The 25,060-nt window shown below is 41.5% G+C and carries 30 protein-coding genes; 16 read left to right on the top strand and 14 right to left on the bottom strand.

Annotated elements, in window-relative coordinates:
- Window positions 1-95: 95 nt before the first annotated feature.
- Both purF and purL read right to left on the bottom strand, forming a co-directional pair.
- Window positions 96-1,595 (bottom strand): amidophosphoribosyltransferase, encoded by a 1,500-nt coding sequence (gene purF, locus V7L29_RS18435; RefSeq protein ID WP_334691507.1) that lies wholly within the window; start codon window positions 1,593-1,595, stop codon window positions 96-98.
- 191 nt (window positions 1,596-1,786) lie between these two features.
- Complete coding sequence (purL, locus tag V7L29_RS18440; RefSeq protein ID WP_334736405.1) at window positions 1,787-4,162, bottom strand: phosphoribosylformylglycinamidine synthase subunit PurL; 2,376 nt, start codon at window positions 4,160-4,162, stop codon at window positions 1,787-1,789.
- A 493-nt stretch (window positions 4,163-4,655) separates the two neighbouring features.
- On the opposite strand from purL, the gene V7L29_RS18445 reads away from it, so the two are divergent.
- Window positions 4,656-5,021: a hypothetical protein gene (locus V7L29_RS18445; RefSeq protein WP_334691505.1), complete on the top strand. Its 366-nt coding sequence runs from the start codon at window positions 4,656-4,658 to the stop codon at window positions 5,019-5,021.
- 47 nt (window positions 5,022-5,068) lie between these two features.
- Here V7L29_RS18445 and V7L29_RS18450 read toward each other — a convergent pair whose 3' ends face one another.
- A complete protein-coding gene (locus V7L29_RS18450; protein WP_334691504.1) occupies window positions 5,069-5,359 on the bottom strand; it encodes a hypothetical protein in 291 nt (96 codons plus the stop codon).
- Window positions 5,360-5,875: 516 nt separating this feature from the next.
- Window positions 5,876-6,361: an allophycocyanin subunit alpha-B gene (locus V7L29_RS18455; RefSeq protein WP_334691503.1), complete on the bottom strand. Its 486-nt coding sequence runs from the start codon at window positions 6,359-6,361 to the stop codon at window positions 5,876-5,878.
- 5 nt (window positions 6,362-6,366) lie between these two features.
- Between V7L29_RS18455 and V7L29_RS18460 the strand changes: the two genes are divergently transcribed.
- The 3 genes from V7L29_RS18460 to V7L29_RS18470 all read left to right on the top strand — a co-directional run bounded on the left by V7L29_RS18460 (window position 6,367) and on the right by V7L29_RS18470 (window position 8,797).
- Window positions 6,367-6,558 (top strand): hypothetical protein, encoded by a 192-nt coding sequence (locus V7L29_RS18460; RefSeq protein WP_334736406.1) that lies wholly within the window; start codon window positions 6,367-6,369, stop codon window positions 6,556-6,558.
- Window positions 6,551-7,951 carry a 23S rRNA (uracil(1939)-C(5))-methyltransferase RlmD gene (gene rlmD / locus V7L29_RS18465; protein WP_334736407.1) on the top strand — a complete coding sequence of 467 codons (1,401 nt, stop codon included), beginning with the start codon at window positions 6,551-6,553 and terminating at the stop codon, window positions 7,949-7,951. Before V7L29_RS18460 ends, rlmD begins: the two co-directional genes overlap by 8 nt.
- A gap of 396 nt (window positions 7,952-8,347) precedes the next feature.
- The gene (locus V7L29_RS18470) at window positions 8,348-8,797 is read left to right on the top strand and encodes an ATP-binding protein (RefSeq protein WP_334736408.1); all 450 of its coding nucleotides are present in this window, start codon (window positions 8,348-8,350) and stop codon (window positions 8,795-8,797) included.
- 71 nt (window positions 8,798-8,868) lie between these two features.
- On the opposite strand, the gene V7L29_RS18475 is transcribed toward V7L29_RS18470, so the two are convergent.
- Window positions 8,869-9,147 carry a DUF6439 family protein gene (locus V7L29_RS18475; RefSeq protein WP_334736409.1) on the bottom strand — a complete coding sequence of 93 codons (279 nt, stop codon included), beginning with the start codon at window positions 9,145-9,147 and terminating at the stop codon, window positions 8,869-8,871.
- Window positions 9,148-9,191: 44 nt separating this feature from the next.
- Between V7L29_RS18475 and V7L29_RS18480 the strand changes: the two genes are divergently transcribed.
- Together V7L29_RS18480 and asnS are read left to right on the top strand one after the other, a co-directional pair.
- The gene (locus V7L29_RS18480; protein WP_334691499.1) at window positions 9,192-9,554 is read left to right on the top strand and encodes a hypothetical protein; all 363 of its coding nucleotides are present in this window, start codon (window positions 9,192-9,194) and stop codon (window positions 9,552-9,554) included.
- A gap of 2 nt (window positions 9,555-9,556) precedes the next feature.
- Window positions 9,557-10,948, top strand: coding sequence for an asparagine--tRNA ligase (gene asnS / locus V7L29_RS18485; protein WP_334736410.1), 1,392 nt, complete (start codon window positions 9,557-9,559; stop codon window positions 10,946-10,948).
- Between the two features lie 141 nt (window positions 10,949-11,089).
- Here the strand turns inward: asnS and V7L29_RS18490 are convergent, their stop codons facing one another.
- From V7L29_RS18490 to V7L29_RS18500, 3 genes are read right to left on the bottom strand one after another with little or no spacing between them, the layout of a single operon-like run.
- Window positions 11,090-11,875 carry an Rpn family recombination-promoting nuclease/putative transposase gene (locus V7L29_RS18490; RefSeq protein WP_334736411.1) on the bottom strand — a complete coding sequence of 262 codons (786 nt, stop codon included), beginning with the start codon at window positions 11,873-11,875 and terminating at the stop codon, window positions 11,090-11,092.
- Between the two features lie 21 nt (window positions 11,876-11,896).
- The gene (locus V7L29_RS18495; RefSeq protein WP_334736412.1) at window positions 11,897-12,154 is read right to left on the bottom strand and encodes a hypothetical protein; all 258 of its coding nucleotides are present in this window, start codon (window positions 12,152-12,154) and stop codon (window positions 11,897-11,899) included.
- Window positions 12,151-13,899: a serine/threonine protein kinase gene (locus V7L29_RS18500; protein ID WP_334736413.1), complete on the bottom strand. Its 1,749-nt coding sequence runs from the start codon at window positions 13,897-13,899 to the stop codon at window positions 12,151-12,153. The genes V7L29_RS18495 and V7L29_RS18500 overlap by 4 nt, the downstream gene beginning before the upstream one ends.
- A gap of 522 nt (window positions 13,900-14,421) precedes the next feature.
- On the opposite strand from V7L29_RS18500, the gene V7L29_RS18505 reads away from it, so the two are divergent.
- Window positions 14,422-14,607: an NIL domain-containing protein gene (locus V7L29_RS18505; RefSeq protein WP_334691536.1), complete on the top strand. Its 186-nt coding sequence runs from the start codon at window positions 14,422-14,424 to the stop codon at window positions 14,605-14,607.
- A gap of 73 nt (window positions 14,608-14,680) precedes the next feature.
- Here V7L29_RS18505 and V7L29_RS18510 read toward each other — a convergent pair whose 3' ends face one another.
- Together V7L29_RS18510 and V7L29_RS18515 are read right to left on the bottom strand one after the other, a co-directional pair.
- Entirely contained in the window at window positions 14,681-15,358 is a 678-nt protein-coding gene (locus V7L29_RS18510) for a response regulator transcription factor (RefSeq protein WP_012407592.1), read from the bottom strand.
- Between the two features lie 329 nt (window positions 15,359-15,687).
- Complete coding sequence (locus tag V7L29_RS18515) at window positions 15,688-16,146, bottom strand: (2Fe-2S) ferredoxin domain-containing protein (protein ID WP_334736414.1); 459 nt, start codon at window positions 16,144-16,146, stop codon at window positions 15,688-15,690.
- Window positions 16,147-16,494: 348 nt separating this feature from the next.
- On the opposite strand from V7L29_RS18515, the gene groES reads away from it, so the two are divergent.
- From groES to V7L29_RS18535, 4 genes are all read left to right on the top strand, one after another.
- Window positions 16,495-16,806, top strand: a complete 312-nt coding sequence (gene groES / locus V7L29_RS18520) for a co-chaperone GroES (RefSeq protein WP_292766180.1) — start codon at window positions 16,495-16,497, stop codon at window positions 16,804-16,806.
- A gap of 188 nt (window positions 16,807-16,994) precedes the next feature.
- A complete protein-coding gene (gene groL, locus V7L29_RS18525) occupies window positions 16,995-18,629 on the top strand; it encodes a chaperonin GroEL (RefSeq protein WP_334736415.1) in 1,635 nt (544 codons plus the stop codon).
- A gap of 84 nt (window positions 18,630-18,713) precedes the next feature.
- On the top strand, window positions 18,714-19,526 hold the full coding sequence (locus V7L29_RS18530) for a DUF4351 domain-containing protein (protein WP_334736416.1): 813 nt from the start codon (window positions 18,714-18,716) through the stop codon (window positions 19,524-19,526).
- 19 nt (window positions 19,527-19,545) lie between these two features.
- On the top strand, window positions 19,546-19,764 hold the full coding sequence (locus V7L29_RS18535) for a DUF4351 domain-containing protein (protein WP_334736417.1): 219 nt from the start codon (window positions 19,546-19,548) through the stop codon (window positions 19,762-19,764).
- 28 nt (window positions 19,765-19,792) lie between these two features.
- Here the strand turns inward: V7L29_RS18535 and V7L29_RS18540 are convergent, their stop codons facing one another.
- Both V7L29_RS18540 and V7L29_RS18545 read right to left on the bottom strand, forming a co-directional pair.
- Window positions 19,793-20,020 (bottom strand): type II toxin-antitoxin system HicA family toxin, encoded by a 228-nt coding sequence (locus tag V7L29_RS18540; protein WP_334736418.1) that lies wholly within the window; start codon window positions 20,018-20,020, stop codon window positions 19,793-19,795.
- A 7-nt stretch (window positions 20,021-20,027) separates the two neighbouring features.
- A complete protein-coding gene (locus tag V7L29_RS18545; RefSeq protein WP_334736419.1) occupies window positions 20,028-20,258 on the bottom strand; it encodes a type II toxin-antitoxin system HicB family antitoxin in 231 nt (76 codons plus the stop codon).
- Between the two features lie 243 nt (window positions 20,259-20,501).
- Here V7L29_RS18545 and V7L29_RS18550 point away from each other — a divergent pair, with 243 nt between their 5' ends.
- The 5 genes from V7L29_RS18550 to V7L29_RS18570 all read left to right on the top strand — a co-directional run bounded on the left by V7L29_RS18550 (window position 20,502) and on the right by V7L29_RS18570 (window position 24,281).
- Window positions 20,502-21,440 carry an SPL family radical SAM protein gene (locus V7L29_RS18550; RefSeq protein WP_334736420.1) on the top strand — a complete coding sequence of 313 codons (939 nt, stop codon included), beginning with the start codon at window positions 20,502-20,504 and terminating at the stop codon, window positions 21,438-21,440.
- Window positions 21,433-22,719 (top strand): photosystem II assembly protein, encoded by a 1,287-nt coding sequence (locus V7L29_RS18555; RefSeq protein WP_334736421.1) that lies wholly within the window; start codon window positions 21,433-21,435, stop codon window positions 22,717-22,719. The genes V7L29_RS18550 and V7L29_RS18555 overlap by 8 nt, the downstream gene beginning before the upstream one ends.
- Window positions 22,720-22,793: 74 nt before the next feature.
- Window positions 22,794-23,633, top strand: coding sequence for an urease accessory protein UreD (locus V7L29_RS18560; RefSeq protein ID WP_334736422.1), 840 nt, complete (start codon window positions 22,794-22,796; stop codon window positions 23,631-23,633).
- Window positions 23,634-23,658: 25 nt separating this feature from the next.
- Window positions 23,659-23,961 (top strand): urease subunit gamma, encoded by a 303-nt coding sequence (gene ureA, locus V7L29_RS18565; protein ID WP_334691487.1) that lies wholly within the window; start codon window positions 23,659-23,661, stop codon window positions 23,959-23,961.
- A gap of 14 nt (window positions 23,962-23,975) precedes the next feature.
- Window positions 23,976-24,281 carry an urease subunit beta gene (locus V7L29_RS18570; protein ID WP_334691486.1) on the top strand — a complete coding sequence of 102 codons (306 nt, stop codon included), beginning with the start codon at window positions 23,976-23,978 and terminating at the stop codon, window positions 24,279-24,281.
- Window positions 24,282-24,336: 55 nt separating this feature from the next.
- Here V7L29_RS18570 and V7L29_RS18575 read toward each other — a convergent pair whose 3' ends face one another.
- The gene (locus tag V7L29_RS18575; RefSeq protein WP_334736423.1) at window positions 24,337-24,603 is read right to left on the bottom strand and encodes a hypothetical protein; all 267 of its coding nucleotides are present in this window, start codon (window positions 24,601-24,603) and stop codon (window positions 24,337-24,339) included.
- Between the two features lie 143 nt (window positions 24,604-24,746).
- Window positions 24,747-24,959: a hypothetical protein gene (locus V7L29_RS18580; protein WP_334736424.1), complete on the bottom strand. Its 213-nt coding sequence runs from the start codon at window positions 24,957-24,959 to the stop codon at window positions 24,747-24,749.
- Window positions 24,960-25,060: the final 101 nt, after the last annotated feature.

The raw sequence follows: 25,060 nt of genomic DNA on the forward strand, positions 1-25,060 counted from the left end.
TAAATTATACAGCTATGATTACGTTCGTCGAAGACGTTGGCGCAGCCATCGCCTCCATTTTATTATGGTTATAGTTTGAAAACACGCCCTAGCCCCTACACCACTACCTTTTCTAAACTCAACTTAGAACGCTTCACTTGCTCAGGAATCGCTACAGGATAATCTCCGGTGAAGCAGGCAGAGCAAAAATTATTAGTGTCTTCTCGTGTCGCTTCTAACATTCCCTCCCAACTGAGATAGGCGAGGCTGTCTACTTCCAGTTGCTTGGCAATTTCCGCTACTGACTTGGTAGCAGCAATCAGCTGATCCTGAGAATCGGTATCGATGCCATAGAAGCAGGGATGAGTTACTGGTGGGGAAGAAATTCGCATATGTACCTCTACTGCACCAGCATCACGCAAGGTTTTGACCAATTTACGGCTGGTAGTACCCCGCACAATCGAGTCGTCTACAATGATCACTCGTTTACCAGCCAGCACATCTTTGAGGGGGTTGAGTTTCATCCGGATACCCAACTCGCGCATGGTTTGAGTTGGCTGAATGAAAGTTCGCCCAACATAGCGATTTTTAATCAGACCTTCGGCGTAGGATACACCAGACGCTTGGGAAAATCCAATAGCAGCAGGTATACCAGAATCAGGAACACCAAAAACAATATCGGCATCTACAAAAGACTCTGCTGCTAGTTGCCGCCCTAACCGCATTCGGTAGCTGTACAAACTCTCGTTGTGCATGACACTATCAGGGCGGGCAAAGTAAATCATCTCAAAGATACACAATTTCCGCTGAGGCTGTTGACTCCAATGATAGGAAGCCAAACCTTCTTCAGTAATCCAAACTAATTCACCTGGTTCTACATCTCGCAGGTATTCGGCTCCAATGATATCTAAACCACAAGTCTCGGAAGCCAAAACGTAACGAACTGGATTACCAGCTAAAGTCCCAATTACTAGGGGGCGAATGCCATTGGGGTCACGAACACCCATAACGCCGTTAGGAGTGCCAATAACTAAACTAAAGGCTCCTTGGCAACGATGAACTGCCTGAATTGCACCTTCTAGCCAATCTGCACCAGCATTAATGGCTTCTGCGATCGCAAAAGCGATCATTTCTGAGTCTGTTGTTGTGACTAAGTTACATTTATTCTCAAGCAACTCTTGACGCAGTTGCACTGTATTGACTAAATTGCCATTATGTGCTAATGCTAATGAACCTAAACGGGTTTCCAGCACTGCGGGTTGGGCATTAACTTTGCGGCTAGAACCTGTGGTGGAATAACGAGTGTGACCAACAGCAAGGCTACCAGGCAATTGATCCAAAATGGATTCATTGAAAACTTGAGACACCAAGCCCATGTCTTTGTAAAGATGTACTTGTGTACCCTCAAAGGTGGCAATACCGGCTGATTCTTGACCCCGATGCTGGAGGGCATACAATCCAAAGTAGGTCAGTTTAGCAACGTCTTCTGCTGGTGCGTAGATACCAAAAACACCACAAGCTTCTTCTGGCTTGTCAGGCTGATTATCATGACTATTGATTGGGTTGTTGGTCTGCTCGGGGTATTCATCCGAAGTGACAGAATGAATAGAAATCATGCTAGCTTTGCTCCTGGTGGGGGGGTCAAGTCACTGGGATTGTGTCGATAGATGGTGGCAGAGTTCTTAACAAATCTTTAACCATCCATTAAAACAGTACCGTAATTATGCTCAGGGAAGTTAATAAAAGAGTGAGGAGTGAGGAGTTATGCTTTTTATTCCTAATTGCTCACTTTCAACTCCTAACTTCTTTAACTGTGGGTAGTGGTGTGGATGGCGAGACGTCTGGCGATCGCATGGGAATAGCGATCATTCATATCTTCGATCCTAACTTTGATTAAGGCTTGGTTATCAGTAGTGAAAACCCCCAAACCCGTCTCGAAATTACTAACTATACCCAGTTTTTGCCATTCTTGACCCAGATGTTCCTCTAAGTATGATTCCCAAATTTCTTGTTGTTCTGATGCTACAGAAACTAAAATCCTGGCACCGCCTTCGGCAAACAGCACCTCATCAAGGCGAGGCAGTGCCTGAGTTGATGCTATTTCTAAATTGATTTGGGCACCAAGGTTGCCAGCAATACAACATTCGGCTAGAGCGATCGCCACTCCCCCCTCAGCACAATCATGGGCTGAACGTACCCAACCATTACGAATTCCTTCACGACAAACTTTCTGGACGCGGCGTTCCAAGTCAAAATCTACCCGTGGCGGTTTTCCGGCAACAGTACCGTGAATAGTGGCTAAATACTCGGATGCTCCCAAACTGATTTTGGATGCCAGAGGCAATCCGAGAAGATAAATCACATCGCCAATGGCTTGCCAACCTTGACCACAAATTTTGGTGATATCGGGAATCAAGCCTACCATACCCACAACAGGAGTAGGATAAATGGGTTGTGGAATGCCTTGAGCATCAAGAGTTTCATTGTACAAAGAGACATTTCCGCCTGTGACGGGTGTCGCCAATTCTCGACAACCTTCTGCCAAACCGCGACAAGCTTCTGCCAATTGCCAGTAACCAATCGGTTTTTCTGGAGAGCCAAAATTCAGGTTATCCGTCACCGCCAGAGGTTCTGCACCCACACAGGTAAGATTGCGTGCAGCTTCTGCCACCACAGCCTTAGCTCCCTCATAAGGGTGAAGATAAACATAACGAGGGTTGCAATCTACCGTCGTCGCCACCCCTAATTTTAGATTTTGGATTGGGGATTTTTGATTAGGGATTTTTTCTAGGGGGCGCAAACGGATAACAGCGGCATCTGCACCACCTGGCAGTATTACTGTATTATTCTGCACTTGATGGTCATACTGACGATATACCCAGCTTTTAGAAGCGATCGTGGGTGTATCGAGCAAAGTTAAGAGAATATCATTCCAACTTTGCAGACGTCCTTGGAGTTCTATTCCAGCAGTTGTGCAATCAGGTAAGGAATCAGCAGTCCATTCCCAAGCTTGACGGGCATATTCTGGGGCTTCTGCCAACAACTCCCGGTGATATAGTGGGGTATTCTCTGCCAAAGCCTCAGCCGGAATTTCTGCTGCTACTTCACCCTGAAAGAGAATCCGCACGATCGGTTCAGCTATGACTGTACCGGCGACAACTGCTTGAAGTCCCCAACGGTGAAAAATGTCGATTAATTCCTGCTCACGCCCCTTGTGGGCAACGAACAGCATCCGTTCTTGAGATTCTGAAAGCAGATATTCATAGGGAACCATCCCCGTTTCTCTTACAGGAATCTTATCTAAATCTAGTTCAATTCCCACACCGCCTTTTGCCGCCATCTCTGAGGTAGAACAGGTGATCCCTGCTGCTCCCATATCCTGGGCAGCGACAACTGCACCTGTCTTAAACGCCTCCAGACAAGCTTCAATTAACGACTTTTCCAAAAATGGATCGCCCACTTGCACAGCAGGGCGATCGTCTATTGACTGATCACTCAATTCTGCGCTAGCAAAACTCGCGCCCCCCATACCATCGCGCCCAGTAGTGGAACCAACATAAAGCACGGGGTTGCCTAAGCCAGATGCTCCAGATTTAACGATTTCTGGTGTTTCCATTAACCCTAGTGCCATAACGTTCACCAGAGGATTACCAGAGTAAGCACAGTCAAAGTAAACTTCGCCACCAACGGTGGGCACTCCCACACAATTACCATAATGGGCAATTCCTGCCACTACACCGCTAAACAGCCGTTGGGTTTTGGCATCTTCTAAAGAACCAAAGCGCAGTGAGTTTAATATGGCAATGGGACGCGCACCCATTGTAAAGATATCTCTGAGAATGCCTCCTACTCCCGTTGCGGCTCCCTGAAAGGGTTCGACTGCTGAGGGGTGGTTGTGGGATTCAATCTTAAAGGCTAGTTGGAGTCCATCACCCAAGTCTACAACACCAGCATTTTCACCGGGGCCCACGAGGATGCGGGGCCCCTCAGTGGGAAATTGTTTGAGTAGAGGTCGAGAATTTTTGTAACAGCAATGCTCTGACCACATCACCCCAAACATTCCCAGTTCAGCTTTGTTGGGATGACGACCTAACCGACGGACAATTTCTGCGTATTCTTCTGGTTTAAGACCTTCCGCGGCGATTTGTTGGGGGGAAAAGAAAGCAGGAGATGTGGCGGTCATGGAAATAATGCACCAATTGTACAGAGCATTATTCTATCGATTTACTTGCCCTGTAGGTGCAGTTCTAGGATGGTTCATGGCTAAATGCTAAAAAGAAACTAAATAAATTTACTTAATAAATATTTGTAATACGTCTAAAAGGAAATTATATTAAATCCTGAAATAGTAGTAATTATATTGAGAAAATTAAAGTATAAAATTTTACTTTATTGTAATGTGCATAGATGATTTCCAGGTTATGGAAATGGCTATCAGCCTGTCAAAGGAGCCATTTATCTAAAGGCAGAAAAAATTCATAAAAAGCGATCGCAAGTTTTAATACTCTGAAATCTGATATATTTCATTGGTATTTCATTTGTCTGAAGTGACTTCTACAACAGCGGACTCAATTACTGAATGGCTTTTGAATAAAGGGTTTTGGGAATTTTGTTGAGAGACTACTCATCTCAATGAGCAAACTGACCTTACTAATCTAATAAAGAGGATTTTGAGCATGGCTAAACTTACCGTTCCACCGAATTTCATCGCTACCCCTGGTTCTGACACTTTAGTTGGGAAAGAGTTAAATGGATCACCGACAATTGGTATTGATATTTTAACTGCAGGTTTTATTTATACGCTTTCAGGAAATGACACCATTAAGGGCACGGCTGCTGCCAGCATCGGCGTTGATCAGGGCAAAGATGGGACAGGCATCGCTAACAGTGGCAGTCTGAATACAGGCGACGGAGCAATAGTTCTGACAAGCTTACCGGACAGACATCTTCAACAATTGCTGGTATTGCCTATGGCATTTATGGACAAGGAATCATCAAGACTGGCGATGGCAATGACTCTCTTATCGCCACCAGTATCTTAGATGGAGTTCAGCAGAAAGTCTCTATCGGTGGCGGCATCAAGATTGCTCTAGGCACTGGGAATGACTACTTCAAAGGATTCGGGGAAGCAACTGTTGATGGTGGGGACGGTTTTGACACCCTCGATCTGAGAGCTTTTAATCGCTCTGAACTCTTCGTATCTGGTGTGATTTCTGGCAATACCCTTAAAAGTGCCAATATCAGTTTCAACAATAATGGAAGCTCCATTAGCTTGTCTACGACTGGCTTTGAGAAATTCATCTTTGCAGATAGCTCTTTTGACTACAGCACTTTGGCAAACGGGGCATGAGTTTGTTAATTCCTCTATTTCGTGTTTCAACCCCTGAGTGTCTAATTGGTGTTATTTGCTCTTAAGCTGAAAAAGTATCTAGCAGCGTATATACTCTTAGCTCCAAACTTGCATAGATTTACTGGAACTCAGAGATTATTCGAGTATATGCAGTTTAGCTGTAACAATCAAGTGACGAGAATCACACGTATTTATGATTAGGATCGTCTCCCTGCGATGGCTAACTAGGCATAATTAATGACAACTGAACTCTAGCCGAGTCATTAATAGGGAACACACTTAATTGCCGACAGCCTTAATCAAGGACTGTCGGTTTTTTATGTCCATATATCCTTCATTCTTTCAGAAATGCCCCATGCCCCGTAACTATACCCAATAAAATTTCCCCACAACTGGTTGATAACTTGACAAAGATTTTGCCACAGCCACTACCAAATGTGGGGAGGGTATGATCAAATTGAGGATCTTATGCCTATCGAGCGCTAATATCTTGCACTCACTCTAGTAGACCGGAAGTATACTCCTAGAATTAGCACACACTTTGTATTAAGACATCGCTTGAATGATGTAATCAAAGTAAGGTGCTGCTTCGGCAGCGTCTTCCGCACTCAGTAAGCTAAGGGAGGCTGTTTTGAGGGAATTGATCGCTTCTACCATTCCAGGCACGGGAACGCCCAATGAATTGTACATTTCCCGCACGCCAATTAAACCAATCTTTTCAATTGGCTCTTTGTCGCCGGCAAGTACACCATAGGTAATTAGGCGTAAGTACCAGCCAAAATCACGGATGCATAAAGAACGCTGGCGTTCTCCATAAGCATTACCCCCGGGGGAGATAAAGTCAGGACGCTTCTGCCAAAGTTGTTTGGTTGCTTCCTGAACTATCTTTTTTTCGTTTTCAGCTAAAGAAGCTGCAATCCGCGTCCGTTGTACGCCGGTTTGCAAAAAGTCTTTGATATTTTTAAGTTCGCCACTGCTGGGATAACGCAGTTCATCATCGGCTTTGAGAATAACTTGGCTAATTACAGTCATGATTATTGAAATCACCTGAAATATTATCTGTTAGTTTAGCGAGTCTGAGGTACACAAGTGAAGGGATAGGAGCGACTTATGTATTGAATTTATCTGTTTGGGGAGATGAGGGGGATGAAGGGGCAGGGGTGCAGGGGAAGCAGGGGAGGACAACTAAACCAATGACTAATGACCAACGACTAATGACTAATGACTAAAATAGTTTGGCAACAGGGTGAATTAATTGAAGTGATGATCGCTAACCTGAGTGATACAGGTGATGGTGTGGGACGTGCTGATGAACGTGTGGTGTTTGTCCCAGATACTGTCCCAGGCGATCGCGCGATTGTGCGCTTGGTACATGTTAAACCCAAATACGCCCACGGGAAGCTCCAGCAGCTATTGTCACCATCCCCCCACCGGATACGACCTAGTTGTATTGTGGCGGATAAGTGCGGTGGTTGCCAGTGGCAACATATTAATTATGATTACCAGCTAGTAGCCAAGCAAAATAAAGTTATCCAAGCTTTGGAACGCATTGGCGGTTTTGTCCAACCACCGATAGATCCGGTACTTGCCGCCCCTTCTGCTTTAAACTACCGGAATAAATCTACATATCCTCTGGGCACATCGGCAACAGGACAGATACAAGCTGGTTACTACCAAAAAGGTAGTCACCAATTAATTAATTTAAATCAATGTCCAGTCCAAGACGCGCGATTAAATCCCTTACTTGCCGAAGTTAAGCAGGATATCCAACAACGGGGTTGGGAAATTTATGACGAACAGCGCCACCTTGGACAAATTCGCCATCTCGGTTTACGCATTGGCCGACATACTGGAGAAATGTTGCTGACTTTGGTGGTGAATAACTGGAATTTATCAGGAATTGAAACCCAAGCCCAGGAATGGTTAAAGCGCTATCCTCAGTTAGTCGGAGTATCGCTCAATCGCAACTCTGATCGCACAAATGTTATCTTTGGATCAGAAACCCGTTGCATCGCTGGAGTCCCACACCTGCGTGAAAATTTTGCTGGATTGGAATTTCAAGTGCGCCCAGATACATTTTTCCAAGTTTATACAGAAACAGCAGAGGCACTATTGCAGGTAATTCAATCAGAACTCAATCTTCAAGGGCATGAGTTGCTAGTTGATGCCTACTGTGGTATTGGGACTTTAACTTTACCCCTCGCCAAAAAAGTACGTATTGCTACAGGATTAGAAGTGCAACCAGCAGCAGTAGAACAAGCTATTTTGAATGCCCAGCGTAACGGAATTGATAATGTGACATTCCAAGTTGGGGCAGTAGAGAAATTGCTGACAAAAATGGGCATAATACCAGAAGTAGTAATACTTGATCCGCCACGTAAGGGGTGCGATCGCACTGTCATCGACACTTTACGCCAATTGAAACCATATAGGATCGTTTACGTTAGCTGTAAAGTAGCTACCCTGGCCCGCGACCTGAAATTGCTTTGTGAAGATGGGCAATATACTATCACACGGGTACAACCTGCCGATTTTTTTCCTCAAACTGCTCATGTTGAAGCTGCCGCCTTTCTTGTGCTATCACATTTGGACAAGGATACTAAATCCTTTAAAAAAAACTGAAATTTTAAATTTGTAGTTTACTGCATACCAAAGATGCTAAAATTGAATTAAGCTAAAAATAGAAATTCATTTTGTTTAAATAAATTCAAGCTGCATAGGCTCTTAAAAATATGAATTGGATTGTGTAAATGAAAAATCGGCAATTAACTAGAGTATGCCGATACTCTATTAAATTATTAGCATCTTTTTAAGTTGCTAACTTGATTATCTAATTTATTCCAGCCGCTATATATCTAAACAATCCCAACTCATACATACAGCCAATGCTCCCTAGCATTTTCAAAATTTAGTTTTAAAGACGCAAGTTTGAAGGCAGCATGACCACCTCAAGTTTTATCAGGGTGCCTGTAATAGCAAACTGATGTCTAGCTAACTGAAAGCTATGGGGTTTCTCTTGTGATTACTATTTCACTCCGTCCAGTTGGACGTTATTGGGGCACTATTAGTTTTGCCTCAACCCTCTATCTTTGTCCAATATTAGATTTACTGTTGGCAGAAATTCCAACGAAGTTACAAGCAGAATTGCGGCTAGGACTTCAAGAAGCCCTAGTAAACGCAGCTAAACATGGCAATAATCTTGATCCAAGTAAGACAGTTGTAGTCCGTTTTTCCTTAATAGATAATCAATATTGGTGGATAATATCAGACCAGGGTAGTGGCTTTACTCCTTCATCGAGTAGTGATGAGGAGCCAACAGACTATTTACCACCAGATGAATCAGAAAGTGGTCGTGGTTTATGTCTTCTCTATCAAATTTTTGATCAGGTAGAGTGGAACCGCAAAGGCACAGAATTGAGGCTTTGTAAACAAATGGAAAATCGCCGAGGACTATCTCTGCGACGGTAGGGTAGTTAGGAGTTAGGAGTTAAAAGTTAAGAGTTAAGAGTTTAAAACTTTTAACTCATCACTCTTAACTCCTAACTTTTTTCGTGAGTTGGGCAGGGAGGGGCAGAAATGGAGCGATCTAACCAACCAATTGCCTGTTCTAATCTAGCTTGAGCTTCTTGTGGCTGATTTTTTAAAAGATACACAATAGCTGCTGCCACTTGTTCATTAGCGCGGGAATTGCGGTTAGACTTGAGGCGATGCCAATCGTTAGGGGAGATACTCAGCCTTTCCATGAGGGCTTGAGCTAGTTCCAAAGTACTAAGTTCATTCAGTTGAGTGGTTTTAGGCAGCTGGGTAGATTGAGACATAATTATTGGCACATTTGCATTTACTTCTACTGTACTACTTGTAAATGAAGCCGTCTAAACAATCACAGTCGTCAGCAGAAAATCCCGAACCAGATTTTGAACAAGAACTAGAGGAAGTAGAGCGATCGCTCTTGTCCTTAAGAGAACGTTACGATCAAGTGCAGCGCGATCGCCAACAACAGGCACAATGGCAACAGCACCGAGATAAACTCAAGCACAATAAATCTCAGACACCAGAAATCAAAGCAGAGTTACGGCAAATTCAACAGCAGTTGGAAATGCTAGAACTAAACTTAGAAAGCCAGTTATTTTCTTGGCGTAGCCTCAAAAAACCTTTCTGGCAAGTCGTCCGCTTTGGTGGAATGGGCGTTATCATAGGCTGGATATTAAAGTCTTATGCTGGATAAATATGGTAAATCGACGAATTGCAGAAATATTGCGAAGTGGTCAACCTGATGAGTCTCTCCAAGTTCAAGGCTGGGTGCGGACGAAACGCGAGTCCAAAGGGTTTGCTTTTATTGAAGTCAATGACGGCTCATCACTAGCTAATTTGCAAGTCGTGATTAATCAAGATTTGCCAGACTATGAAGCTATATTGAAAAAACTAAATACAGGTGCTGCTGTTGAGGTGACAGGAGTATTAGTGGCTTCTCTGGGTAAAGGACAGCGGATTGAGTTGAAAGCCGAGTCTGTGAAAGTTTATGGAGAAGCTGATCCCGATACATATCCCCTGCAAAAGAAACGCCATTCCTTTGAGTTTCTGCGAACCATTGGACATTTGCGATCGCGTACCAATTCTTTTGGTGCAGTTTTCCGCGTCAGAAATGCTTGTTCGACAGCAATTCACCAATTTTTCTACGAAAGAGGCTTTTTGTGGGTACACACACCGATCATCACTGCTAGCGACTGCGAAGGCGCGGGTGAACTGTTTAGCGTTACCAGTTTAGATTTAAAGAATATTCCCCGCACACAAAACCAAGCAGTAGATTACAGCCAAGACTTTTTTGCTAAACCCACATATTTAACAGTTAGCGGCCAGTTGGAAGCGGAAGTGATGGCGATGGCGTTTAGTAACGTCTACACCTTTGGTCCTACGTTCCGTGCAGAAAATTCCAACACGTCCCGCCACTTAGCAGAATTTTGGATGGTTGAGCCAGAAATGGCTTTTTGTGACTTAGAAGGCGATATGGATTTAGCTGAGGCGTTTCTCAAACACATTTTTAAGTATGTGTTGGAAACTTGCCCAGAAGATATGGAATTTTTCAATGAACGCATTGATAAATCTGTATTGGCAACAGCCGAAAATATTATTAATAATCAGTTTGAACGCTTAACTTATACAGAAGCCATTAAACTTTTAGAAAAAGCCGATGTTAAATTTGAATATCCTGTGAGTTGGGGTTTAGATTTACAATCAGAACACGAACGTTACCTAGCTGAACAATTATTTAAAAAGCCTGCGATCGTTACAGATTATCCAGCGCAAATCAAAGCTTTTTATATGCGCTTAAACGACGATGAAAAAACCGTCCGCGCAATGGATATTCTTGCACCTAAAATTGGCGAAATTGTCGGCGGTTCGCAGCGCGAAGAACGTTTAGATATTTTAGAACGCCGTGTGTTAGCACAAGGATTAAAAACAGAAGACTTGTGGTGGTATCTTGATTTGCGTCGTTATGGTACTGTCCCCCACGCTGGTTTTGGGTTAGGTTTTGAACGACTCGTACAATTTATGACTGGTATGGGAAATATTCGTGATGTGATTCCGTTTCCGCGTACACCACAAAGTGCTGAGTTTTAGTTTGAGAATTTGAAAACCAGGCGATTATAAATTGCATCTACACAAACCAAGTCCGTTGGCGCGGACTAATAAAAACTTTGAAACCCGCATTCGCGGGTTTTGCTTGTATAATCGCATATATTCTAAAGCTATTAGTTAAAATTAGGATTTTTGAATCTCCTCTTGTAAAACTTGAATTTGCTCAATAGGTAATTCAGTAACTTGAGCAATTTGTTCTAAACTCATTCCAATTCGTAGCAAATTTAAAGCCAACTTTCTTGTTGTTTCTGCTTTACCTTCTGCTTTACCTTTGGCTTCACCTTCTTCTAGGATTTGTTGATAAATGACTGATTCGCGCATAATCTCACTCCTTAAAATCTTGCTAATTACATTTTTATTTAACACCAGACCTGCTAAAATGCCACTGGCAGCAGCTATATTTCTTTGTAGCTGGCGATCGCTAATTGCTTCAACTGCTTTAGCTACTTGGGTTAATACCATTGTAGGATCGTTTGTCTGACTTAGCACGGCAAAGGGTAATAGACCTAGAATGCTCATAAACCTATCTGTAGGTTGTTCCCACAGCCGTATTACCTCAAACTGATGGTAAGTGTTGTTTAATCTAAAAGTGTTTTCACTGACTAATTGTGAACTTGTCTTTCTCAAATAGATTACTATTTGACGCATTTCTTTGTTAGGAAAGCGGCGATAAACCCTAACCCGATAATCTAACATCCGAAAGGGGATATCTTCATCAGCATCAGTTTGAAATTCAGTATGTAGAACTAAATCATCAGATTGCAATAAGATTAGTGAATCGGCGCGAATTGGTTCGTTTGATAATTCAGTAGGGCTAAGTTCTGTTAATTTAATCGGTGAACCTAGTAACCAAGTTGCCAAGTCATCTTTGAAGTTTTCGGCAATGAATTTACAAATATTGTCATACATAGCAGCCTTAAAGAAAGGATATCAGGTATTGTTGATAAAATAGCTGATTGCTTGCTCTTTGTTATAATTATAGGAATTTCTCAGATATTGATTAATACTATTTGTATCAAATCCCATTCGCTTGTAATAGTTAGAAGAAAATATATCTTCTTGGCAGCTTTTCGCCACCTGAGCTAGTCTAGTCATATTTACCTGTGCATCACTTTTCATTGGTGTTAACAACAAAGCCGAGCTAGTTACCACCAAAGTAATTAAGCTTTTCACTGCGAATTTCATCATTGATTTCCCTCTCTTATTACTTGTTCTAATTCATTGGAAGTTTTAGGTATGGGATATGTAGATTCCCAAGGATTAGGGATATTATCCCTATCATCATTTGTATTTACTGCATTGCTTGGTTGTTTTGTTGGAACTTCTTGTTTAGATGGTAATTGCCGTTTATTTGAGGTTGCTACAGTTGTTTTTGCTCGCTCCTTAGTTTGCAAATAAGCTTGTTTAGCTTTTTCAAGGTTAATTTTTGTCTGTTGCTGTTTATCGGCTTGTTGCCTTTTTTGTGTTATTAAAGCCCTTGCCCTTATATCAGCATTTAACTGCTCTCTTCCTTTCCTCATCTCTCTTCTTTCCCTTACCACAGCTTCTAACTGCTCTCTTGCTGTTCTAACAGCAGCTTCTTTTCTAATAGCCGCTTGTCTCTCTTCCTCCGCTTTGAAAGCAGCCTGAAGTTTTTGTTTTTCTATCTCCTCTGTTTGAGCTTGTTCGGCTTCAACTTTGTCAGATGTAGGCAAAGTTAAAGGACTTATTGTAGGTTGAGAGTTAGTAGTTAATGGGATTTCAGGAATTTGGGTAACTGGACTAGGAATAGCTAGCGGAACATTTTCTAGAGGAGAAACAGAAACCGGATTTTTGGTGTTTGGTTGATTAATAGCCGCAATAACAACAGCAAAACATCCCAGTCCTAAACCGATGAGAAGTTGCCAAAGTTTTTGGCTTTTCTGAGTCTGGCTAGAAGAGGCATTGACTGATTTAGCTCCACTGACTGATACAGTAGCAACAGAACTAGATGACGCAGCAGACTTAGACCCATTGATTGATTGAATTGCCGTTTGTTGCCATAGTATTCTAGGCGTTTGTAACTTTTTTTCTATTCCGTCCAATTTCTGCAAAATCACTTGCGTATTTTGAGGACGATGATTTGCAGTAGGAGCCATTAAATGGTCGATTAAATTTGCCAATAGTGGAGAAATATTGAGTGTAGATTTTCGCCAGTGCAATTCGTTTGTCAGAGGGTCATAAATTTCTTTATCCTGGGGTTCCTTACCTGTGAGCAGAAAAATAAAAGTCCGTCCCAATGCAAAAAAGTCTGACTGCTGTACTGAATAACCGTTTTGTTGCTCTGGTGGTGAATAGCCTTGTGAAATAATTCTGGTATGGGAATTTCCCGCCACAATGGTTGTCGTGACTTGTCGAACTGCACCAAAATCAATTAAGACAAGCTGCCCACTTGGTCGCAGCATGATATTCTGAGGCTTAATATCACGGTGAAAATATTGATGAGCGTGTACTAAAGCGAGAATTTCTACAAGTTGTTTGAGCCAATTGAGAGCTTGAGTTTCAGAAATAGGTTGATAATTACGAAATTCCATCCACTGCTCTAAATTTACGCCTTCAATTTTCTCCATTGCTAAACAGTGCAATGGTACAGAGCTATTTTTAGGTAAAACAGTAAAATAACCATCTGGTTCTACCTTGGGAATACCCACACTGTTTAGCTGACTTAAAACCTTTGCTTCCTGCTGAAACAGTTCAATGGCTTTGGGGTTCTTCTCAGTCAGCACTTTTAAAACTTTAGTTTTCCCACACTCGTCAACTTCAAAAGTGTTACCAAAGCCACCTTGTCCTAGTTGTTTGATTACCCGATAGCGACCTTGCAACAGTATTTCTGACCCACAGTTACGGCAAATAAGGTTGTTTGCATTCACTGGGTCAACAGGTTTTGGACAATGGGGATTTATACAATAGGTCATTACACAGAAGTAAATATCCTAAAGAATCGATTTTTATTGATATCTAAACAGAGGGCTAAACCTATTAAGGTTCTATTAGTAGAGTTCCCTAAAATTTTGACAAAGTAACATATATAGCACTTATCACTTCAGTATTAAATCTCATATACAATAAATTAGGGTTACAACAATTGTTGTAACCCTACAGATTGGCTATATTAAATCTGCTCGAAAAGCACTATAGAATAACAATTAACCTCATAACTACCGAATTAGGAGCAATTTTTCACATTTACCAAATCTAGATTAATGGTTTGCAAAAGCAAATACTTTCTTGCTTGCCTGCGTGGGATAAGTGACGCTAATGTTAAAAGAATTGTGCAAAGTAAAACCCTCATCCCAGAAGTCGAGTAGGAAGCTAGAATGGCAATTCCAAATAAACAAGTAAAATCTAATACAGATATTTTAGATAATAGACGCACCCAAACTCGCATCTAGGTTCGCATTCCTAAAGACTTGCATGAGGAACCAGTCATTTCATGACTGGTTTCTCACTATGGGGTCACAATCATTATTGCTGATGCTCAGATAAGCACTAACGTGCCAGAATATAGCTGTTTGGATCTGAAACTACGAGGAACGACTTCCCAGATTGAAAGCGCCTTAACTTACCTGGATGAACTGGATTTAGAAGTTTTGCACCAATCTAGCCCCGAAGAAGATGGGTGATAAATCTTAGTTAGGAGTTAGGAGTTAAAAAATTCATAATTCATAACTCCTAACTTTTAACTCTTAACTTTGTTTAAGCCATTTGATTTTCAATCGCCCACCGCGCTAGTTCAGTGCGGTTGTGGAGATTGGTTTTGCCCAACATATTGGACACATGGCTTTCAACCGTGCGCTGACTAACATTTAGTTCTTCAGCAATTTCCCGGTTAGCTAAACCCCTAGCGACAAACTGGACTACTTTCAGTTCGGTTGGGGTTAATTGCACATCGAAGGGAACCTGGATACGGGAACCGTTTTCGCCTCCTTTAGCTTGGTGTTCTTTCCAACGGATAGTTTGTTTCAGCGAGGATTCAACTTGCGCTACGAGTTCTTCTGGTTCAAAGGGCTTGACCATATAAACATCAGCACCTTTATTCAGACCCTTAACTCGGTCTGCACTTTGTCCCTTAGCTGAAAGGAAAAGAACTGGAATCCAGCTGGTGCGTTCGTTTTGCCGGACTTGTTCCACAAAAGTATATCCGTCCATTTCCGGCATCATCACATCGCAAATGATCATGTCTGGAACATCTTGCTCTAAAATTTCCAGAGCTTCACGTCCATTTTCAGCCGTGATGACTTCATATCCCCGGAATTCTAAGTAATCCTTCACCAGCAAGATGAGGTTAGGGTCATCATCAATCAATAGAAGTCGTTTGTGATCTTTCATGCTGGGCTCTTTCATAGCAGTGGCACTTGTCGCGCTTCGGTCCATCAAAGTCTTGAATATTTATCCTCTATGGTGGGTTAATTCGAGATGTTGTCCTTTTTCCTACTTAACTTGCCTTTACTGTCTCGAAGTCTCAAAAATGCCGAGCACTTTCAAGAGACTAGTAGCTCGATAGCAAAAGTCCAGCAAGGATACGTATAGCAGTAGTATCTATAATGCGCTATTATATATCGCATTGAAAGTGACGGGCGAAAAAACACTGATTAAATAATAATCCTTCTGACTCACAAGTAAGTATTGGCTTAAAGATGACCCTACCTCAAAACCAACCCGCACTTTCTTAAAGCTTACTGTTATACCATATCCTTGGGTTGTTAAGCCTCTATAAGGTGTTCACAAGAAACTAGGGAAGTTTCTGGCAAAGGATAGGTTAAAAATGCATATTCTTCAACCGCCATTATGCCTATTAAGTGTTCTTGGATGATCCGCTCAATAACTTTTGGGTTTGCTTGGCGATACCAGACCCCATCAGGGTAAACCACCATTATGGTTCTAGAACAACAAACGTGCAAGCAGTTGGCTTTAGTTCTAAAGACGCAAATGGGATGACTCTGTTGCGGCTCATCAAGTTTTAACTCTTTAAGTCGCTTTTTTAAATATTCCCAGGATTCCAGACTAGCTGGTTTTGAGCAGCAGTTAGCAATTGTCTGGTCAGCGCAAATAAGAATGTGTCGCTGAATTTTTGCAATTCCTAAAGTTTCTACACAATTACTCAGGGCTTTATGTTCTGGAGACTTAGTGGTTTTGGGGATTTGATGGCTGAACTGGATCACTGTATTGTTACTTATCGAGTGGCTCCCTGATTACAGTTCTATAACAATTTCCAAGCTTTGCAAATAAAGTTGATTGAAAAAGTGAATGGGGAATGGGGACTGGGTAATGGGAAATGGGGAAGAATTCTTATAACTCCGAACTCCCTTTGACCAGATAAAAATATTCGTAACTTACAGAACGGAACTCTTTAAGTATAAATATTTAAGCATTTATACTTGAGCACACTTAAGTACACTGATGATCTTCTAGTTCGGGAACCCGTACTCAAGGAATTCTTGCCATTGGACGCCACTTTTCGATAGATTAGCACTCAGGAGTTGAGAGTGCTAAACTCTGGAGAAAATAATATGGCAGCTTTATCTTTAAGCGTTTCTACAGTTAAACCTTTGAGCGATCGCGTTTTCGTAAAAGTGAGCGCCTCTGAGGAAAAGACCGCAGGTGGTCTGTATTTGCCCGACACCGCCAAGGAAAAGCCCCAGGTAGGGGAAGTAGTCGCCCTTGGCCCTGGCAAGCGTAATGATGACGGTAGCCGTCAGGAATTGGAAATTAAAGTCGGCGATAAGGTGCTGTACTCTAAGTACGCTGGCACTGACATCAAACTCGGCACCGAAGAATATGTACTGCTTTCTGAAAAAGATATTTTAGCAGTCGTTATCTAGTGGGGTATAGGGAATGGGGCATAGAAATCATTAGCAATGCCCGATGACGCCAGTTGTTTCAAGTCGGCAAAGCCGACGCCACTTGCTTTAAGCCGGGAAACCCGTCCAACGCAGTGGCTCCCCAACGCACTTACTCCCCAATGCCCAATTCAAGAAAAAATTGACTTACTCCCGGAATTTAGACACCTATGGCAAAGCGCATTATCTACAACGAAAACGCCCGTCGCGCCCTAGAGCGAGGCATTGACATCCTGGCTGAGTCTGTAGCTGTTACCCTTGGCCCTAAAGGTCGTAACGTAGTTCTAGAAAAGAAATTTGGCGCACCGCAAATCGTCAATGACGGTGTAACCATTGCTAAAGAAATCGAATTAGAAGACCACATTGAAAACACTGGCGTAGCTTTGATTCGTCAAGCTGCTTCAAAAACCAACGATGCTGCGGGCGATGGCACCACCACTGCCACCGTTTTAGCCCATGCGATCGTCAAAGAAGGCTTGCGGAACGTTGCAGCTGGTGCTAATGCGATTTCCCTCAAGCGTGGTATAGACAAAGCTACCAGCTTCCTCGTAGAAAAAATTGCTGAACATGCTCGTCCAGTGGAAGATTCCAAAGCCATTGCCCAAGTTGGTGCAATCTCGGCTGGTAATGACGAAGAAGTTGGTCAGATGATTGCCCAAGCAATGGACAAAGTGGGTAAGGAAGGCGTAATTTCCCTAGAAGAAGGGAAATCGATGTTCACCGAGTTAGAAATTACTGAAGGGATGCGCTTTGATAAAGGCTACATCTCTCCCTATTTCGCCACCGACGCTGAACGGATGGAAGCGGTTTTTGATGAGCCTTTCCTACTGCTGACCGATAAGAAAATCGCCCTAGTACAAGACCTTGTACCAGTCTTAGAGCAAGTAGCTCGTGCTGGTCGTCCTTTGGTGATTATTGCCGAAGATATTGAAAAAGAAGCTTTGGCAACTTTAGTAGTAAACCGTTTACGCGGTGTCCTCAACGTGGCTGCTGTTAAGGCTCCTGGCTTTGGCGATCGCCGCAAAGCTATGCTAGAAGACATCGCTGTTTTAACTGGTGGTCAACTAGTTACCGAAGATGCTGGTCTGAAGCTAGATAACACCAAGCTGGATAGCCTGGGTAAAGCTCGCCGGATCACCATCACTAAGGACAGCACTACAATTGTTGCCGAAGGTAACGAAGTTGGTGTTAAGGCTCGTGTCGAACAGATTCGTCGTCAAATCGATGAAACCGAATCTTCTTACGACAAAGAGAAACTGCAAGAGCGTCTTGCTAAACTCTCTGGTGGTGTTGCGGTCGTGAAAGTGGGTGCAGCGACCGAAACCGAAATGAAAGACAAGAAGTTACGTCTAGAAGACGCTATCAACGCTACTAAAGCTGCTGTAGAAGAAGGTATCGTTCCTGGCGGTGGTACAAGTCTGGCTCACCTAGCTCCCGACTTGGAAACTTGGGCAAAGAGCAACCTTAAAGATGAAGAGTTGATTGGTGCTTTGATTGTCGTTCGCGCCTTACCTGCACCTCTGAAGCGGATTGCTGAAAACGCCGGTCAGAATGGTGCTGTGATCGCTGAACGCGTGAAAGAGAAAGAATTCAACGTTGGCTACAACGCTGCGACAAACGAATTTGTCGATTTGTTAGCTGCTGGTATTGTTGACCCTGCTAAGGTGACTCGTTCTGCTCTGCAAAACGCTGCTTCTATCGCTGGTATGGTGTTGACAACCGAATGTATCATAGTTGACAAGCCTGAGCCTAAGGATGGCGCTCCTGCTGGCGCTGGCGCTGGCGGTGGAGACTTCGATTACTAATACTTTGTAGTCAGATAATTTGTGAAAACAGCTGCTTCCGTAAAGAAAGCGGCTGTTTTTTTGTGTCAGGAGAAGAGGAAGAGGGTGAGTTACGACAACGCTTGTAAATATTTAGCTGAACAGTACCCAGCCGAGTTTGTGCGTTGGTTGCTTGGGGTAGAGGTGCAACAAATTGAAGTCTTAAAAACGGAACTCACGCTTGAACCAATTCGTGCAGATTCTGTGACATTTTTGCAAGCGGCTAACCAAATTTTGCACATTGAATTTCAAACTTTGGCGAAATCTAATCCGGCGCTTAATTTCCGAATGCTCGATTATTCAGTGAGGTTGAAGCGCCAATACCGTTGTCCTGTAGTGCAAGTGCTAATCTTTTTGCAGGAAACTACTAACGAAATCGCTTTTACTGAAGAATATCGAGACAATACGACGATTCACCAATATCAGGTTGTTCGTCTTTGGGAGCAAGATTCAACACTATTTTTAGTTAATCCGGCGCTGTTACCTTTAGCAAGTTTGACACGAACTGATTCGCCGCAAAGTTTACTGGCACAAGTGGCTGAACAAGTCGCTACAATTCCAGATAGGGAGGAGCGACAAAATATCGCGGGTTGTGTAGAAATTCTGGCAGGTTTGCGGTTTGACAAGGATTTGGTTAGTCAATTTTTACAGGAGGATATTATGAAAGAGTCTGTAATTTATCAAGATATCGTTCAAAAGGAAGCGTTTAAATTGATTAGTCGTATGCTTAGACGGCGTTTTGGTGATATCGATGCATCATTATTTGAGCAGGTTCGGAGTTTATCTGCTGAACAGTTAGAAAATTTGGCAGAGGAACTGCTTGATTTTCCCGAAATTGCTGATTTTGTAGCTTGGTTAGAACAGCAAAAGAGGAACTAAAATTTTTGCAGAAGGATATGTGAAAGAGTCTGTAATTTATCAAGATGTCGTTCAAAAAGAAACGTTTAAATTGATTAGTCGTCAGATGAAACGGCGCTTTGGTGATATTGATGCATCATTAGTTGAGCAGGTTCGTAATTTATCTGCTGAACAGTTAGAGGAGTTGGGAGAAGATTTGCTTGATTTTTCTGAAGTTGCTGATTTGGTAGCTTGGTTAGAACAGCAGGAACAAGCTTAATCAAAATGAATAACAACCTTCTTTATTACTAAGAGCGGTTAAGAAAATCTTCAGGTTCAATACCAGCTTGCTTTAAAATTGCACGTAATGTTCCTTCTGGCATATCACCAGAATGATTGGGAACAGTAGTGTAACGGTTATTTTCAGGATTAAACCAGATTTCATGACTCCCTGCGGCTTGACGATGAAAAACAAAGCCAAAGGTTTTTAAGATTTTGATAATCTGTCTGTAGCTAAACCCAGCTAGCCGTCCCATGAATTGACTACTGACCCACAACTAAAGGATAGTTAAATTGTTCAGCTATTGGTTGCAAATAATCTAGTTCTTGATCCTGAGATTGTGCTTCTAATAACTTACGCGCTACATCACGGGCAATTTCTAAAGTTTCAGCAACAGTTCGTCCTTGAGCTACTAAACCTTGAAGTTGATCAGATGTTGCTAAATAAACGCCTTCAGGTAATTTCTCAATGTGGATGTTTAGCAATCTTTCCATTTTTGTAGGCAGTTATTACGTTTTGACCACTTTCGTTTCTATCGTATCGCTTTTCGGAACTACAGCGATCGCACGAACTTCTACCTTTACATAAAAACCCATGAGCCAAATTAATCCTGAAATAACTCCCTTACATACCTTAAACCCACTCAACCGATTTTCTGACAGAGCATTTAAAAATAAAAATGGGAATCATAAGAAGTAGGGTGCGTTAATTCACTCTCAATAAATATCAGGATTCACATGGCACAACCAAAATATGAAGGTTATTGCGAATGCACTCCTACCAAATTAGTCCGAGAAAAGTTTGGAGATGTCAATGTTTTTGCACAAAGTGCTAAATCACTCTTAACAAAAGCTACTGGTTTTATTAGTAATTATGATTTTACTCTAAATCCTTACAGAGGATGTCAATACGGTTGTAGTTATTGCTATGCTGCTGCATTTACCCCTAATGCTCAAATGCGCCAAGACTGGGGTAAATGGGTAATTTTTAAAGAAAATGCTGCTGATATTTTAGCGAAGGAATTAAAAAAATGGTATGAAAAAAATCCCCAGATTCCTCCTAGTATATACATGAGTAGTGTTACTGATCCTTATCAACCACTTGAATCTAAACATCAACTGACTCGTCGGTTATTGGATGTAATGCTTGATGTGAGTATTGACGGTTATCCAACTCCAACTTTGGTGATTCAAACTCGTAGCCCAATTATTACTAGAGATATTGATTATTTACAACGATTTAAGCGATTGCGAATAAATATGAGCATTCCTACTGGTAGCGAATTAGTGAGAAAAGATTTTGAACCGCGATCGCCCAGTATTAAAGCCAGATTAAATTCTATCACTAAAATTAAACAAAGTATTGATTATTTCAAAGGTTTTCTTCCCAAAATTTCTATCACTATTACCCCTCTACTTCCTACTTTACCAACTGATGAAGCTGCTTTTATTGACAAATTAGCCATCGCCGATAGAGTTGTAATTCAAGCTTTTCATCCTAGCCAGAGTCGTTCTCTTATGGCATCAACTCGCCAAGAAGCTGAAGAAATTAAGCAAAAATACGCTTGGTGGTATGAAGATGAGAAATTAAGCTATATGAAATTTAAGGAAAAATTAGTTTCTCGGCTTCCAGGTGTAGAAATTATGGAGGGGAAAGAGGGATTTGGTTATGAATAACTCTATCGTAAATTGGTGGCGAAGTCAGCAGTTCAAATTATCTTTAAAACGCGGGGATATCCGACGTGCAGTCCAACTATTGCAAGAGATTCAAAAATCAGGTGCAACATTCTCATGGTTAGAAAAACTATTTAGGGATAAACTTCAACTTGAACGTTATTCCCAAGAATACAAACGACAAACAGAAACTTTAAGTAAACAACTAACAGAAGCATCTCAACAAAAAGCTAATCTCATATTAATGCCAGATGAAAAATTTGTTAAATATATCTATAATATTTTTAATTTCATACAACATGATGAATATAAACTGCAATCTACTGGTATTGATGAACGGATATTTGATGATTTTGAATCAACACTAGTTGAATATCTCAAAGAAGAATTCAGTAAAATTCCTGACAAACAGTTATTTATTAAGTTAGAAGACGCTCTTGAGGATATTAATAACTTAAAAATTGGACAAGACCCAGACTACCGTTTTAGTCTAACTCCTCATGTCTACTTTATGAAGTATTTTTTAGAAAATGTATATTGCATATATTTAGCTTGGTTTCTCATTTACCAAGATGCTTTACTACCAAGTAAGGTTAATATCCTTGATATTGCAGCAGGCCCAGGAACAGTTGCTTATGGTTTAGCTTTATTTCTCCAAAGTAGTAGCGGTTTTTTTCATATCCCGCAAATGCACATATCTTACTACTCTTTAGAAAAACAAGATGCTTTCCAGTTTCGTGGACTTCAATTTTGGCGACGATATATAGAGTCGCGTCTAACCACAGTGAATGCTTATTTCCGCTTTGTTACTACTGATATTTTTACTTGGGAAACTCAATCGAATAATTTACCCAAAGACTTTTTCGACTTTATCGTAATTTCCCACTGCTTCTTTGCAGATCCAGCTAAGAGAGCTGAAGCTAATAATACTTACAAGCAAATATTTGTCAGTAGCTTAAAAAAGTCAGGTTATATTCTGTTAATTGTGCAAGATAAAAAGTTATTCAAAATTTACGATGTTCACCAAATTGAAAATCAAGTGCAGGAAAAAAATGTAGTAGATAAATTTATGGCAGAATTGGGATTAGAATTAATTTGGTATAAATATCTCACTTCAACAGGTTCAAGAAAACCTTCTTCTGCTGCTGATTTTGCTAAGATTGCTAAAGAAAAATTACCAAAGCAACTGTATATGAATCCAATACTCCAACAGTATTTGGGTCAAAAGTATCAGTCCTGCTATGCATTAGATGATTATGTAATATTGGCGAAAAAATCATAATAAATTGCAAGAGAAGCCGCAAAAAATACATTAAATAAATCTAAGCTGTCTGAATTTTAATATTAAATTTATAAATGACTTGCAACTCAGAAATAGCAGAAGGTTGGCATGGCAAACTTAATTTAATCTATGCCGATCGCCAGGGTAAAACCCAATTAATTTACAATCACCAACAAGCGCCCCTGAAGGTGCAACGTCCATTTTACCCAGAAGGGGAAAAAGTTTGCCATAGCGTCATTTTACACACAGCTGGGGGAGTGGTGGGAGGCGATCGCCTATCCTCTAACATCCACCTCCAACCCCAAGCCCAAACCTTAATCACCACAGCTGCTGCAAGCAAGTTATATCGCAGCAATGGCTTACAAGCTAGACAATTAATCCAGATGCAAGTTGATGCAGGTGCTTGTTTAGAATGGTTGCCGCAAGAGACAATTTTATTTAACGGTGCGATTTATCGGCAAGATTTACGGGTAGAATTAGCAACCGGGGCCAGTTGGTTAGGGTGGGAAATTACCCGATTTGGTCGCAGTGCTAGAAAAGAGAAATTCTTGCAAGGAGAATGGCGATCGCACACCGAAATTTGGCAACAAGATGTTCCCTTGTGGATTGATCGGCAATGGTTATGGGGTAGCGAAGACATTTTTCACAGTCCCCACGGCTTGGCTGGAAAACCAGTAGTAGGTAGTCTAGTTTGGGTTGGTGGTGCAGTTTCAGCAGAAATCGTCGAAAAAACGCGAAATTTATGGTATGGGAAAGGTGAAGCGGGAGTTAGCCGATTACAACATGGATTATTGTGTCGATATCGCGGTTCTTCTACATCTGAGGTGAGAAACTGGTTTATTGATGTTTGGCAGATGCTGCGAGTTTCTTTTTTGAATCGTGGTAATTGTATACCAAGAGTATGGCAGGTTTGAACGAACTACAGAGGAGGAAGTACGAATGCAACTTACGCCGCAGGAAAAAGATAAGCTATTAATTTTTACAGCTGCTTTATTAGCAGAAAGACGTAAAGGAAGGGGTTTAAAACTGAATTATCCTGAAGCGATCGCTTATATTTCTGCTGCCATTTTAGAAGGTGCAAGAGATGGGCAAAATGTAGCAGAATTGATGAGTTATGGTACAACTTTGTTAACGCGGGATGATGTTATGGAAGGGATATCAGAAATGGTGCATGAAGTGCAAGTTGAAGCTACTTTTCCTGATGGTACAAAGTTGGTGACAGTACATAATCCAATCCGTTAATTTTTGAATTTATTATGATTCCTGGAGAAATTATCACACCAGCAGGTGAAATTGAACTAAATGTTGGTCGTCCAACTGTAAAATTGCAAGTGTCAAATACAGGTGATCGCCCCATACAAGTCGGTTCCCATTATCACTTTTATGAAGTTAACACCGCCTTAAACTTTGATAGAGAACAAGCGCGAGGAATGCGCCTCGATATCCCCGCAGGAACTGCAGTCCGCTTTGAACCAGGGGATGAAAAACAAATCACTCTAATCCCCCTTGTTGGTACTCGCCAAGTCTACGGCTTCAACAGCAAAATTAACGGAAACCTCTAAAAACCCTCCGCAAACTTCTGCACTTCCCTTAGCGTTCCTTCGCGTTTAAAAAAGCTTATTGAATAGGTTTAATTTCAAACTCCAATTTGGAACGGTAAAAACAAACATCGAATTCTAAGAAAAAATTGGTTTGTCCAAGAATTAAAAGAGCGTTAAGACTTCTTACCCATGCAAATACTAACTGCACAGGTGGAAAATTGCTAATTTCAGCCCTTGCGAAAAATGGTATAGCAGGTTGATTGCTGAGATTTCCTGCCAATTGAATAATAGCTTTACGTTCATCCCAAATGCCACCCAGTTGAAGCCCTATTTGATAAGGCATAACATTGACAGTAGCACCGCTATCAACTAAACCATTTGCTTCTATGCTGTAATTTTATCGACTTAAAAGTAGGGGAATTCTGGGTAAGCTATCAAATTCGTTTTGAGTGGAACTTGTAGTGGAATAATTGAACCGCATACAGCTTAATGACTGGAATCCTGTAAGTTGAGTGCTTCCATCATGACTGCACCAGCCCCAAAGTTATTATAAGGAGTAGGTAAATCGTAAGTTTTGAAGGGTTCCAATGGAGAAATATCCTCGACTGTATCTAAATCTTCGGCAAGGATGCGAATTAGCTTAAGCTTTTCTGATGGAGAAAGCTTTCGAGCTATGGAAATTACATCTGCTAAAGTCATTCTGTTTACGCCTCCAAGAACGCTCACTTATAACATAAACCCAAATTCTCGAAAGCGCCTTTGTCTTTGCCGTATTGTAGAAAATTGCATAACATAATTTC

Source organism: Nostoc sp. (assembly GCF_036916575.1).
Taxonomy (GTDB): domain Bacteria; phylum Cyanobacteriota; class Cyanobacteriia; order Cyanobacteriales; family Nostocaceae; genus Nostoc.

Coding starts and splice junctions, on each gene's coding strand:
- purF (WP_334691507.1), bottom strand. CDS start 1,595: ATGATTTCTATTCATTCTGTCACTTCGGATGAATACCCCGAGCAGACC.
- purL (WP_334736405.1), bottom strand. CDS start 4,162: ATGACCGCCACATCTCCTGCTTTCTTTTCCCCCCAACAAATCGCCGCG.
- V7L29_RS18445 (WP_334691505.1), top strand. CDS start 4,656: ATGGCTAAACTTACCGTTCCACCGAATTTCATCGCTACCCCTGGTTCT.
- V7L29_RS18455 (WP_334691503.1), bottom strand. CDS start 6,361: ATGACTGTAATTAGCCAAGTTATTCTCAAAGCCGATGATGAACTGCGT.
- rlmD (WP_334736407.1), top strand. CDS start 6,551: ATGACTAAAATAGTTTGGCAACAGGGTGAATTAATTGAAGTGATGATC.
- V7L29_RS18475 (WP_334736409.1), bottom strand. CDS start 9,147: ATGTCTCAATCTACCCAGCTGCCTAAAACCACTCAACTGAATGAACTT.
- V7L29_RS18480 (WP_334691499.1), top strand. CDS start 9,192: ATGAAGCCGTCTAAACAATCACAGTCGTCAGCAGAAAATCCCGAACCA.
- asnS (WP_334736410.1), top strand. CDS start 9,557: ATGGTAAATCGACGAATTGCAGAAATATTGCGAAGTGGTCAACCTGAT.
- V7L29_RS18490 (WP_334736411.1), bottom strand. CDS start 11,875: ATGTATGACAATATTTGTAAATTCATTGCCGAAAACTTCAAAGATGAC.
- V7L29_RS18495 (WP_334736412.1), bottom strand. CDS start 12,154: ATGATGAAATTCGCAGTGAAAAGCTTAATTACTTTGGTGGTAACTAGC.
- V7L29_RS18500 (WP_334736413.1), bottom strand. CDS start 13,899: ATGACCTATTGTATAAATCCCCATTGTCCAAAACCTGTTGACCCAGTG.
- V7L29_RS18510 (WP_012407592.1), bottom strand. CDS start 15,358: ATGGACCGAAGCGCGACAAGTGCCACTGCTATGAAAGAGCCCAGCATG.
- groES (WP_292766180.1), top strand. CDS start 16,495: ATGGCAGCTTTATCTTTAAGCGTTTCTACAGTTAAACCTTTGAGCGAT.
- groL (WP_334736415.1), top strand. CDS start 16,995: ATGGCAAAGCGCATTATCTACAACGAAAACGCCCGTCGCGCCCTAGAG.
- V7L29_RS18540 (WP_334736418.1), bottom strand. CDS start 20,020: ATGGGACGGCTAGCTGGGTTTAGCTACAGACAGATTATCAAAATCTTA.
- V7L29_RS18545 (WP_334736419.1), bottom strand. CDS start 20,258: ATGGAAAGATTGCTAAACATCCACATTGAGAAATTACCTGAAGGCGTT.
- V7L29_RS18550 (WP_334736420.1), top strand. CDS start 20,502: ATGGCACAACCAAAATATGAAGGTTATTGCGAATGCACTCCTACCAAA.
- V7L29_RS18555 (WP_334736421.1), top strand. CDS start 21,433: ATGAATAACTCTATCGTAAATTGGTGGCGAAGTCAGCAGTTCAAATTA.
- V7L29_RS18560 (WP_334736422.1), top strand. CDS start 22,794: ATGACTTGCAACTCAGAAATAGCAGAAGGTTGGCATGGCAAACTTAAT.
- ureA (WP_334691487.1), top strand. CDS start 23,659: ATGCAACTTACGCCGCAGGAAAAAGATAAGCTATTAATTTTTACAGCT.
- V7L29_RS18570 (WP_334691486.1), top strand. CDS start 23,976: ATGATTCCTGGAGAAATTATCACACCAGCAGGTGAAATTGAACTAAAT.
- V7L29_RS18575 (WP_334736423.1), bottom strand. CDS start 24,603: ATGCCTTATCAAATAGGGCTTCAACTGGGTGGCATTTGGGATGAACGT.
- V7L29_RS18580 (WP_334736424.1), bottom strand. CDS start 24,959: ATGACTTTAGCAGATGTAATTTCCATAGCTCGAAAGCTTTCTCCATCA.